Origin of the sequence: Helicobacter suis HS1, from assembly GCF_026000295.1 — a bacterium.
GTDB lineage: Bacteria > Campylobacterota > Campylobacteria > Campylobacterales > Helicobacteraceae > Helicobacter > Helicobacter suis.
Map to the genome: position 1 here is coordinate 730,099 of NZ_AP026769.1, position 12,337 is coordinate 742,435.

The 12,337-nt window shown below is 40.4% G+C and carries 9 protein-coding genes and 1 pseudogene; 9 read left to right on the top strand and 1 reads right to left on the bottom strand.

Annotation, left to right across the window (positions count from 1 at the left end):
• Positions 1–51: 51 nt before the first annotated feature.
• The 8 genes from OO773_RS04050 (at position 52) to OO773_RS04085 (ending at position 10,450) form a co-directional block, all read left to right on the top strand.
• A complete protein-coding gene (locus OO773_RS04050; RefSeq protein WP_006564004.1) occupies positions 52–429 on the top strand; it encodes a hypothetical protein in 378 nt (125 codons plus the stop codon).
• Positions 407–2,263 carry an AIR synthase related protein gene (locus OO773_RS04055; RefSeq protein ID WP_040499097.1) on the top strand — a complete coding sequence of 619 codons (1,857 nt, stop codon included), beginning with the start codon at positions 407–409 and terminating at the stop codon, positions 2,261–2,263. The genes OO773_RS04050 and OO773_RS04055 overlap by 23 nt, the downstream gene beginning before the upstream one ends.
• Positions 2,264–2,291: 28 nt before the next feature.
• Positions 2,292–2,567, top strand: a complete 276-nt coding sequence (locus tag OO773_RS04060) for a hypothetical protein (protein ID WP_141556965.1) — start codon at positions 2,292–2,294, stop codon at positions 2,565–2,567.
• A 210-nt stretch (positions 2,568–2,777) separates the two neighbouring features.
• Positions 2,778–6,371 (top strand): DNA polymerase III subunit alpha, encoded by a 3,594-nt coding sequence (gene dnaE, locus OO773_RS04065; RefSeq protein WP_178137347.1) that lies wholly within the window; start codon positions 2,778–2,780, stop codon positions 6,369–6,371.
• Complete coding sequence (locus OO773_RS04070) at positions 6,371–7,129, top strand: pseudouridine synthase (RefSeq protein WP_040499096.1); 759 nt, start codon at positions 6,371–6,373, stop codon at positions 7,127–7,129. The genes dnaE and OO773_RS04070 overlap by 1 nt, the downstream gene beginning before the upstream one ends.
• A gap of 87 nt (positions 7,130–7,216) precedes the next feature.
• Positions 7,217–9,016 (top strand): AAA family ATPase, encoded by a 1,800-nt coding sequence (locus tag OO773_RS04075; protein WP_233424236.1) that lies wholly within the window; start codon positions 7,217–7,219, stop codon positions 9,014–9,016.
• A gap of 12 nt (positions 9,017–9,028) precedes the next feature.
• Entirely contained in the window at positions 9,029–9,787 is a 759-nt protein-coding gene (locus OO773_RS04080; protein ID WP_040499095.1) for a hypothetical protein, read from the top strand.
• Positions 9,788–9,865: 78 nt separating this feature from the next.
• The gene (locus OO773_RS04085; RefSeq protein ID WP_264828707.1) at positions 9,866–10,450 is read left to right on the top strand and encodes a DapH/DapD/GlmU-related protein; all 585 of its coding nucleotides are present in this window, start codon (positions 9,866–9,868) and stop codon (positions 10,448–10,450) included.
• On the opposite strand, the pseudogene OO773_RS04090 reads toward OO773_RS04085, so the two are convergent.
• A pseudogene (locus tag OO773_RS04090) lies at positions 10,416–10,742 on the bottom strand (MmgE/PrpD family protein); the annotation flags it as partial. The gene OO773_RS04085 and the pseudogene OO773_RS04090 overlap by 35 nt on opposite strands.
• Positions 10,743–11,302: 560 nt before the next feature.
• Here OO773_RS04090 and OO773_RS04095 point away from each other — a divergent pair.
• Positions 11,303–12,283 carry an outer membrane protein gene (locus OO773_RS04095; protein WP_264828708.1) on the top strand — a complete coding sequence of 327 codons (981 nt, stop codon included), beginning with the start codon at positions 11,303–11,305 and terminating at the stop codon, positions 12,281–12,283.
• Positions 12,284–12,337 lie beyond the last annotated feature (54 nt).

Sequence of the window (12,337 nt, forward strand, 5' to 3'; positions counted from 1 at the left end):
AAACAGCACTTGAGGCTGAATTACAAAAAGAAATCCAAGAAAAGGAAGATTATGTTTAAAACTCTCTTTCTAAGTGTTCTTTTATGTGCCAGTTTAGGGGCTGCTGATTTGCAATTTAAAATCACTTATAAACCCCGGGGTGGAAAGGTGATTGGCACTGTGCTAGATCGCACGATTTTAACCATTATTTCACTCAATAGCGAAGATGTGGTGATTAAAAAGGTGATCCCTAATAGGGGCAATTCTTGCAACATTGTCCGCAAAGTGGGCGATGATTTTAAAGAAAAATTCAAAAAAGAACCCCTCTTTAACCACCGCCTTAAATATTCCCAAAAAATTGTCTACCGCCTCAAATGTGAGCCTACAGAACTTATAGAGCTTAAGATTGTTACAGATAAGGGCAATTATGAGCGCAAGTTCACTAAGTGAATCCGATCTAAGCACCATTACACGAGCTCTAAAGCGCGCGCCTAGTGAATTAGAAAAAGCCCTTTTTGCCACGCTATGGAGCGAACATTGTTCTTATCGCTCAAGTAAAGCTTTATTAAAAAAATTGGGGACTTTTGCAGAAAATGCAGGGGTGGTAGAAATTAGCGCAGAGTATGCAGCCGTGTTTAAAGTTGAATCGCATAACCACCCTAGCTTTTTAAATCCAAAAGAGGGCGCGGCCACAGGTTTAGGCGGAATTGAGCGCGATGTACTTAGCATGGGAGCTAGGCCTGTGGCGGGTTTGTCTTTCTTGCGTTTTAATGATCACTCTAATTTAAAAGAAGCCCTAGAGGGCATTGAAAATTATGCCAAAGAAACCCACATTCAAGATTTAGGCGCTAATACCGGTCTTTCTCAAGATTTTGAACACAATGTTTTAGTGAATGCCTGCGCTTTGGGGGTGGTTGAAAAAAGATGCTTAGTACATGCAAAAGCCAAAGAAGGGGCTTTGTTAGTGCTCATCGGCAAACCTAGTGGATCTGAGGGGCTAGATGGGGCGCGCATGAGTAGCCAAGCCTTAGAGGCAAATACAAACTCAAATGTACCCAAAGGTGATGGCAAATTGCAGGCTAAACTGATAGAGGCGTGTTTGCAAATTTATCACACTTTATCCGTTGTGGGGGCGCAGGATTTAGGAGCAGGAGGGCTAGCCACTGCTAGCGCAGAATTGGCTTTCAAGGGGGGTTGTGGGGTGAGTTTAGAGCTGGAGAATGTGCCCACTTACGAACCTTTAGAGCTTTTAGCGCTTTTATTAAACGAGACTCAAGAACGCATGCTTTTATCTCTCATGCCAATAGAGGCTATTAAAGCTTTAGAAATTAGCGCTAAATATGGACTTAAAGGTGCTATTGTAGGGCAAATTACCCCACAACAAGATTTTATAGCCACTTATCAAAATAAGCCCTGTGTCTCTTTACCTCTCTCTTTGTTGTTAAATCCCCCTTTAAAACCTCTGCTAGCTAAACCTACCTCTTTTTTACAAACCACCTACCCACAAAATCTCTTAAATTCCCAACAAAGCTTAGAGACCAAACGAATATGGATTCCTGAGATTAACAACCACCTTATGATAACTTTAGCAAGCTCCACTCCCCTAAGCATTCAAAACCCTAGAGAGGATAGCAAACGCGTTTTTGTGCGTGCCTGCCGCGATTTAGTGTTAGGCGGGGCTAAAATTTTGGGTGTAAGTGATGGGATTAATTTAGCCAGTGTAGAAGAGGACGCATGGGTTTTAGAGGAAATGCTAGGCGGGCTAATAGAAAGCCAAGAGGCTTTAAAAGTACCTGTAGTGAGTGGTAATGTGTCGCTAAATAATGAAACCCACAGAGATAACAAGGTTTTTAAAATCCCGCCTACTTTGGTGTTAGTTGCTGTGGGTTTGTGCCAATATAAAACTATACCCAAGCTATGGCAACAAGATGGCTTGCTTTATCTTTTAAAGACACAGAGGCAACATTTAGAGGAGAGTTTGTTAAAACAACTAGAACCCATTGATTTAATCCAAGAAAAACATCTATGGGGTGTTTTATACCAACTTTTAGAGCATTCTTTAATTGCAAGTACGCAAGAAATTATAGAAAATGATCTTTTACTCACCCTAAGCCAAACCGCACAGCTTTCTCAAAAAGATTTTGTGCTAGACGCGCCAATAAAATCCATGCAAAACTTTAGCTGGACACAGACTATACTGGTAGAAGTGCCCTTAGATAAGGAGGCAAATTTTTTAGAAGTAGTGGGGGATAATTGCACCAAGCTAGGGCGTGTTAAACCGTAGGGAGAAAGCTGGTATAAAACTGAAAAAATTGGCTAGAGCGGTTGAAGAGGGGAGGGATACCATAGAAATAGAGGAGGATTTAGCAACCAAAACGATTAAGATTAAGGCAACAGGCAAAGTTGCTTGGGCTGTAGCAATAGGGGCGATTGGTGTGGCTCTTGCAGCACTACTTGCAAGTGGAGGCGTGGCTGCTCCTACTAGTGGTGTGGTTGCAGCTGGGGCTGTAGGAGTGCTAGGGCTTCTAAGCCACTACTTCAGCACTAGCAATTGCTTTTACAGCTGGTGGAGTGGGGGTACTCAATAAATTAAGAGGGTATAATCTCAAGAGAATTTCTGACACCCGAGTTGTGCTAACAAAAAGTTAGAATGAATTTTTACAAGATGCCCAAAAAAGAGAAAAGAAAGTTTTAAGAGGGGTCTTTTTTGTGGTGTGGGGGTATAAAGAATAAATTAGTCCACACTAAAGGGTTTGATTTTTAAGTCCTTCCGTAATAAGATGAAAAAAAGGATTTGCATGCAAAATTTTACCCACCTCCACTTACATACCGAGTACTCGCTCTTAGACGGGGCCAATAAAATTAAAGTTTTGGCAAAAAAGATTAAAGAGCTTGGCATGGAAAGTGTGAGTATGAGCGATCATGGCAACATGTTTGGGGCGATTGATTTTTATACTTGCATGAAAAAAGAGGGGATCAAGCCCATTATTGGCATGGAGGCTTATATCCACAATTCTACAAACTTAGGCGATAAACAAAGTAAACAGCGCTTCCACCTTTGCCTTTATGCCAAAGATTTAGAGGGCTATCATAACTTGATGTATCTAAGTTCACAGGCTTTTTTGGAGGGCTTTTACTACTTCCCCCGCATCAATAAAAAACTTCTTAAAGAGCGATGCAAGGGGCTAATCTGCTCAAGTGCGTGTTTACAAGGCGAGATTAATTGGCATTTAAACACCCTTAGCGAAAAGAACAAAAAATACGGGGCTAAGGGCTATGATGAAGCTAAACGGGTGGCAGAGGAATACCAAAGTATTTTTGGTGAGGACTTTTACATGGAAATCATGCGCCATGGCATTGCCAACCAACTCTTCATTGAGGATCAAATCCTCAAACTTTCTTTAGAAACAGGGATCAAACTCATCGCTACCAATGACACCCACTACACTAACCAAGAGGATGCTAGCGCACAAGAAATTGCTATGTGTGTGGCAATGGGCAAGACATTAAACGATCCTACTCGCTTAAGACACTCCGTACACGAGTTTTATATTAAATCTCCTGCACAAATGGCTAAACTTTTTGCAGACATTCCTGAAGCTTTGGAGAACACCCAAGAGATCGCGCAAAAATGCCAGCTTGAGATTGATTTAAAAGATGAGAGTAATCCCCCAACCCCGCCCCGCTTTAAATTCACACAAGAGTACGCTTTAAGTGAAGGGCTAGATATAAAAGAGGATGCGCCCTACTTTGCCCACAAGGCTAGGGAGGGTTTAAAAAAACGCCTAGAAATGGTGGATATTAAAGAACATGCGCGCTATGAGGAGCGGCTAGAGTATGAAATTAAAGTCATTACAGATATGCGCTTTGCAGGCTACATGCTCATTGTGTGGGATTTTGTCCGCTATGCGCGTGAAAATAACATTCCAGTAGGCCCGGGGCGGGGCAGTGCAGCAGGCAGTTTAGTCGCCTTTTGTTTGCAAATTACAGATATTGACCCACTCAAATACGATTTACTCTTTGAGCGCTTTTTAAACCCTGAGCGCGTTTCTATGCCAGATATTGATACGGATTTTTGCCAAAGACGGCGAGGCGAGATGTTAGATTATATGATTGCCAAATATGGAAAATACAATGTCGCCCAAGTTATTACCTTTAATAAAATGCTGGCTAAGGGGGTGATTCGCGATGTGGCACGGGTGCTAGACATGCCCTATAAAGAGGCCGATGAAATGGCTAAGCTTATCCCCAATCGTCTAGGCATCACTTTGCAAGAAGCCTATGATTTAGAGCCTAAAATCCAAACACTTTTGCAAACAAGCACATTAGCCAAAGAGGTTTGGGATTTTTCCTTGCGCCTAGAAAATCTTAACCGCTCAGCAGGCAAACATGCCGCAGCTTTAGTGGTGGATAGTGAACGCGAACTGTGGTATAAAACCCCGCTATATACTAGCGAGCGCACGGGGGGCATTGTTACGCAGTATTCTATGAAATATTTAGAGGCCATAGATTTAATTAAGTTTGACTTCTTAGGGCTTAAAACCCTCACAGTTATCCATGACGCACTAAATATCATTAAAAAATACAGCCATGAAAAAATTGACTTTTTGCGTGTGGATATGGACGATCCTAAGGTTTATGCCACGATTCAAGAGGGCAACACGGTAGGGATATTTCAGATTGAATCAGGCATGTTTCAAACCCTTAATAAACGCCTGCGCCCTTCACGCTTTGAGGATATTATTGCCATTATTGCGCTAGGACGCCCGGGGCCTATGGAGTCGGGTATGGTAGATGATTTTGTGAATAGAAAACATGGATCTGCACCCATTACCTATATGTTTGATGCGCTTGAGCCTATTTTGCGCCCCACTTATGGGACTATTATCTATCAAGAACAGGTGATGCAAATTGTACAGACCATCGCCGGCTTTTCCTTGGGGGAGGCGGATTTGATCCGCCGTGCAATGGGTAAAAAAGACGCACAAATCATGGCTGATAACAGGGCTAAATTTGTAGAGGGCGCGGAGAAAAAGGGCTTTGATTGCAATAAAGCAGGCGAACTCTTTGATCTCATCGTTAAATTTGCCGGCTATGGTTTTAATAAATCCCACTCGGCTGCCTATGCGATGCTCACTTTTCAAACGGCCTATTTAAAAACCCACTACAAACACGCCTTTATGGCTGCCATGTTAAGTAGCGAGTGCCGCCATATTGATTCGGTGGCCTACTATGTGGAGGAGGCTAACTCTATGGGCATTGAGATTAAGCGCCCGCATGTCAATGTTTCTGATGTGCAGTTTAGAGTACAAGATGAGAATGGGGAAAAGGTGATTATCTTTGGCTTAGAGGCAATTAAGGGAGCAGGCGAGGGACCTTTGGGCATGCTAGTTGAACTCAGGGAAAAATACGGGAAGTTTAAGGATTTAGAAGATCTTATCAGCAAGATAGATTTTTCTAAGTTTAGCAAGCGCATTTTAGAACCCTTGATTAAATCCGGGAGTTTGGATAATTTGGGCTATAACCGCAAAACCATGCTAGAAAACTTGGATTTGATTTGTGAGGAAGGGCGGCGCAAGGATAAATCTAATGCCCAGATGAGTGGTGGGTTATTTGCTAATCTATCTACTGAGGATCAAGAGAAAGCGCATTTAACACTAAAAATTTATGATGAATACGATGATAGTACGCTTTTAGATTTTGAGTATGAATGCATGGGGCTTTATTTTTCAGGACACCCACTAGATGCATTTAAAGATCAAATTAAAGCCCTAAAAAATGTAGCCAAAAGTCGGGATATTTTGCGTCTTGAGATTGGATCGCAAGCGACCTTTATTGGCAAAATCCTAGAACTCAAGCGCAAGATAGGTAAAAAGAGCGGAAAACCTTATGGAGAGGCTAGTATTGTGGATCTATCCGGGCGCTTTGATCTCTTGCTTTTTGAAAAACAGCTGAGCGCTTTAGATCAGCTTGATATTTCTCTACCCCTTGCCTTTAAATGCAAGGTAGAGGAGCAAGAGGAAGTAGCCCGTTTAAGATTACTAGAAATCCAAACTTTAGAGGCAATTAAACAGACTAAGATTATTAAGGCGCGTTATAAAAGCACAGAAGAACAAGAGCAAGATACAGAACCTATAGATATTCTTAGAGATTTTAACGCCACTACCTGTCTATTTGATCAAAAGCATACCCCTCTCTCTTTAGTACTAGACACTAGTGTATCCCCTGATCTCTTTGTGCGCATTAAAGAGGAAGCTAAGCGCCATAAGGGTAATCGTGCCCTTTGCGTGATTTTTAATGAAAAGGGCAAACGACTGAAATTTACAACCGCTTTAAAGGTTAACACCGCGATTAAAGAGAATTTTAAAAGCTTTGAGTGGTTAGATGCCTAATGCGTCTTAATCAATTTATAGCCCACAATCTCCCCTGTTCGCGTAGACAAGCCGATAAACTCATCAAAGAGGGCAAGGTTAAAATTAACCGCCAGTTAGCTAGCTTTGCTACTCCCTTTAGCCCCTATGATAAAATCTTTGTAGAGGGGCGTATGCTTAACTCTTATGAAAAAAGAAGTTATACCGTACTGGTTTATCATAAACCTAAAGGCGAACTAGTCAGTAGAATTGATCATCGCGGGCGTAAAACGATCTTTGAGAGTTTGGAGAGCAAATTTAGGCATTTTACCCCTATTGGGCGTTTAGATTTTGCCTCTATGGGGTTATTGCTTTTAAGCGATAGTAAGCAAGTAGTAAATGCGCTGATGCACAGTTCTTTAGAGCGCGTTTATTTAGTCAAAATTCAAGGGAATATCACGCAAACTATGCTAGAGGCCATGCAAACAGGATTAGAGCTTCAAGGTTTAGAGGGCGCGCACCCTAAGAGCAAATACACGCGTATGCACATTGCGCCTATGGCCTGCCAAATCCTTAAAAACCACCGCAATTATTCCAAGATTAAAATCACTTTACAAGAGGGGCATAACCGCGAAATCCGGCGCTTTTTTGCCCACTTTAAGAAAGAAGTACTGGATTTAAGACGGGTTAGCTTTGGATTTGTCTCACTCAACGCTTTACCTGTGGGCAAAACGCGTTATTTAAACCCTAAAGAATATAAGCAACTACACCAGTTTTTAAACAACTCCAATTTAGCCTAACAAATTAGAAGTTTTAAGACCCCCTATTGACTTCTCTCTCTCTTATAATGCCACTTCTATTAAGAAAAATTTAGAGTGGAGTTTTTTATGTGTAAGATTGTGTATAGAAAAAGAGTACAGAGTCTATTAGCGCATGTACAAAAAGGTTTATTAGAACGCGAGGAGTGCGCCTCTCTTATGCTTTTAACGATGTTTTCGGGTAAAACGATCTTTCTTTATGGACCTCCGGGTACGGCTAAATCTTTGTTAGTACGCAGGGTAAGCACCGCCTTTGGAGCTACTCATTTCTTTGCAGCTTTAATGCATCGCTTTAGCACGCCTGAGGATATTTTTGGGCCTATAGATATAGGCGAGCTAAAGAAAAATAATTTAGTGAGGAATACAGAAGGCTACTTGCCCAAAGCCCACTTTGCTTTTTTAGATGAAATCTGGAAAAGTTCGCCGGCTATTCTTAACACCCTTTTAACGATCTTAAATGAAAGGCTTTTTAGAAATGGGGGCAAAGATGAAAAAGTCCCACTTAAAGGCGTGGTGTGTGCGAGCAATGAATTTCCTCCCAAAAATCAAGGTTTAGAAGCCCTTTATGATAGGTGTTTGGTGCGCTATTTTGTAAAACCCTTGCAATCTGCGCAAAATTTTATCCGCTTGATTGAACAAGAAGAAGATTTTAGCCCTCCAGAGGATCAATTTTTAAAAGAGGATTTAGAAAAGATCCAAAAAGAGGCTAAAACAATTTGTTTTTCTCCAAAAGCCCTAAACACCCTTTTAGAAATTAGAGGCACTTTAGAAAAACTTAAAGATAACCCCCAGCTCATCGCCTCTTATCTAGGAATTACAGAGAATGCAGAAACAGAGCAAAAAGATCAAAATCAAGATCAAGATTTAATCCCCTATGTTTCTGATAGGCGTTTTAAGCAATGTGGCGAGCTTTTAAGAGTCAGCGCTTTACTTAGCGATCAAAAAGAGGTAGAGGTAGAGGATTTAGTGCTTTTAAGGCATTGTTTATGGGATCACGAACAACAAATCCCATTAATTGATGCGATTTTGCGCCAATGTTTAAAGCAGAGTACGCATGTAAGTTTAGGAGTACTAGAAAAAATAGAGGAGGAGTTTAACTACTTAGAGTTTTTGCATAAGGAAAAGAGCCGCGAAGAATTTGAAGAAGGCTGGCTAAGGTTAGATTCTAAGGTACAAGAACAAATTAAAGCTTTAAAAAAGGCAATCCAAGAGAGAGGAGAAAAAGCCAATGTGTTTTTATCAATTAACGATCATAAAATCGCCTTCTTATGGGTGCAAGAAGTACTAGAGCAGGCAAGGGTTTTACAATTAAAACTTGAAGAAATACTGCATGATCCAAAGGCGGTGTTTACTAAAAAAGCGCCAAAAAAGATAGATATCACTTTAGTTGATAAATTCAAGCAGAAGTTGGAGACAATACCCCAAATTCAAAATGTGGAACAGGTGCAGAGAAAGGCATTTGTAGATAAAGTAAGCGTAAGTTTAGCTGAGCTTGCACAGGGTAGTAAAAGCAAAGAGATGGTAGAGAAGAATTTACAAGAGGCTTGTTTGGATCTGCTTAGCTCTGAAAAATTACTTGCACCTTTTGTAAAAAACTTGCAAGAGAGACATGGTAAACAATACTCCGATGCTAAGGAGATTAGCCGGGATTTTGCCAAATTGCTAACAGAGTCATTTAAGTTAACCAGCAATAACAAGATGGATACGAACCAGTATTGCCAACTCTATTTGCAAAAAGCGATAGAGATTGGTATTTTGCCTCGTAATTATAACTATTATGGTAATGGTAATGATCCTATTGTCGTTAGGGGCATTATTGATACTGCGTACAATCTTTGGCAGGCTGTAGTTAGCGTGGCAGAAGTCTAAAGAGAGCAAAAAATGAATTTAGAAGAAACCTACCGCGATCTATTAAAAGACAAAGAGATCGCTAACGCGTTTGAGCAAGCAAAGCTAGAAAAAGAGGAGCAAATCAAGCAAGCGCTTAAAAATCACCCCTTTAGAGTAGAGAGGGGGGCTTATATAGAGCGCAGTTATGCTAAGCAAGAGGCTGAGCTAGTAGAAAAAACTACAGAGGCTTTTAGCAAATTTAACCCTAAGGAGGATTTAAGCTTTATTAAGGAGCAACAAAGGCAGTTAAATAGCTCCTCTTTTAAGATTAAAAATAAGGGCTTTAGGATTAAAAATAAGGGCATGTCCTCTAAACAAGAGCAGAGCCAAGCGTTGCACCAATTTATCTTACAGAAGTGGGAAGGGATTTTAGAGAGTAAGATTGCGCGCTATAAAAAACAGATAATAGAGAGCATAGAGGCGGATTTTTTAGAAAGAATATGTGCTAGGTACTCCCTTAAAAATTACCAAAAATTCCACACCAATAGAAAAAGAATTCTATGGTTTTTACCGCACACAAAGGGGCGAATACACACCAAAGGGCGCACCCACAAAACAACCATGCCAACTCTTACAGGGATTGTTAAATTCTTAAACTTTTATCCCTTTGAAAATTTGGATTGGATCTCCCCCGTCCGCTATCTTTTATCACAGGCGATCAAGCCCATTCTAAAGAATTTAGCGAGTCTGCTTATAAGAAGGCTGCAGAGCCCAAAGAGCTTTATTATGTCAAAGGAGCCGGGCATGTAGATTTATACGATAGGGTAGATAAGATTCCCTTTGATAAATAGTTTCGTTTTTCAAACATAATTTAGTGAGAGGAAAACCATGAAAGATATTTTTGAAAGAGAGTTAGCCGGTGAGCCGACAGATATGGCTGATCCTGAATTTCCCAAAATTCTTAAGGTGCTCAAGAACACCCAAAGACTTATCCATAGGCTTAACACGGAATCCTTAAACGATAAGCAAATAGAGGAGTTGATGAGCGAGATAACAGGTAAACCCTTTAATGCGAGTAATTGGATTATGCTCCCCTTTTATACAGATTTTGGGCACAATATTAGCTTTGGGAAAAGTTGTTTCATCGGTCCGTGTTGTATTTTTATGGATAGGGGAGGGATCAGTATAGCAGACGGGGTTTGGATTGCCCCTAGGGTGTGTTTAACCACCACTAACCATGATTTTAATCCCTATAAACGGCAAGTTACTATTTCTAAGGGGATTGTAATTAAAGAGCGCGTCTGGATTGGTATTAATGTAACCGTGTGCCCGGGTGTTACGATTGGGGAAAATTCCATTGTAGCAGCGGGTTCTGTTGTAACTAAAGATGTACCGCCTAATGTGATTGTAGGCGGTGTTCCAGCTAAAATTATTAGACCCTTAGTTCATCAAAACTACATTCTAAAAGCTTAGCAGCTACAGCGCTACTTGCTACCCTGACTAATAAAACATGATCTAAACCAACCTTATTAAAACAATTATCAAGGGCTAAAATACCTTGTATTTCATGCGCCTTTATCATGGCTTTTAAGACACAAGAAACTTTTAAAGGCTCTTTGTTACTCGCTAGATTTTTACGGCTTAAATAATCAGCTAAAGCAAAGATAGCGCCTAGATTATCGCTAGGATGCCCCCACTCAGCTGCTAACCAAGTATCATTAAAATCAAGCCATCTTATCATAGTACCTATATTGAAAGCAGCCATGCCCAAATTGTGGATTAATTAATGGAGAGCCAAGCGGTTATTCTTCCTTAATTACAAATTTGACCAACGCTAGGCCCTAAAAGCTTAGTACAAGCAGGATATAACTACAAAACTTACAAAATCTTATCAGTGCAACTAAAACAAAATCCCAAAATATCAGTGATTTAACTCCCTTAAATCCTTCTAGTATTAGTGATCTAGGCGCGCCAGAACAAGAAATCAGTAATGATATTGCGCGTCTTGCGAGTAATCTAAATCTCTATCCTAAAAGCAAACAAAACCAAAAAGTTCTTTCTACTTATAACCAGCTACTAAGCCAAATTAAGAATTTAGGCAAACAGCTTATCTCAGAGGTAAATAGCTACAACAACCAGCTTAGTAACTCTAAAGCCACCTATAATCAGGACAAAGCAGACTACCAGAATATACTTAGCAACTACAATACAAATATTAAAAACTACACCAACGACAGAAATTCTCTAGTCCCAAACATTAATAGCGCTTCTAGTGCAAGTAGTGTTGCAACAAGTGTACAAAGTATTATCAGTGATTTAAAGACTATGACTAGTCTTGATCAGAGTCTGACTAACCAATATAACCAATATAGCAATGAGGGTATTAATAACGCGCTTGCTGTGGCCGGTACGTTAAAACAAGGATTGCAAACAGGAGGACAAACTTATCTTGGCGATTTGCTAGAGGCCATTGATTCTACTTTATACAATACAAATTTTGATCAACTCATCGCGGTGACAAACTGGTTTAAACAAATGGCTAAAGAGATTCAAGAGCAGTGCCCCCAATACATGTCTGATTTATTGGCGGTCTACCGAACCACTTTTAGTGTTATTAATATGACGAGCGCGGGGCATATCCCTACCGCAAAAGAAGTATTTGGCAACCCACCTGCTAAGCCCTCACCTCCCAATTTGAAGTTTAACTACCAAAATTTTAGCCCACAAATTACTAGTATGCAAACCGTGCACCTTAGTTTAGAGTCGATGATTCAAAGCATTTACTCTGCCCAAAGATTTTTTCAGAATATGAGTTATAACGCCGGTATTTTATTGGGTTGGCAGTATTTTTTTAGTAACCACTTTGGTTACTCCACCTATTCAGATTTAGGTTATGGCTATGTGAATAGCCCACTCTTTAAAAATAACTTGAGTGTTTTTAAATCGTTGCAAAATGTCTCCATAGGTTTAGGCGCTAATCTAATTTTTGATTTTAACACACCCAAAAACAACTCTAACCCCGTATTTTATGGCATTTTTGCAGGTGTGCAAGGGGGCAGTACTAACTGGGTTTTAACCGGGCCAGTAGAGAGTTGGCGCGCCTCTTACAATGTAGATGTAGATTTGGGTTTGCGTTTGCAGTTTAATACTAATATCATCAAATGGGGGGTTGATATTCCCGTAGTGCCACATGAGATTAATTGGCAGTCTGACTACCTTGATCTTGGGCTTGATATAAATGCCAAAGACATCGGGTTTTTCATGACCTATGAAAAATTATTCATGCATCGCGCTTTAGGTTACTAGTATATTATACGCCCTAAACTCCACAAACCCCATAGATATCATAAACTCCCGCGT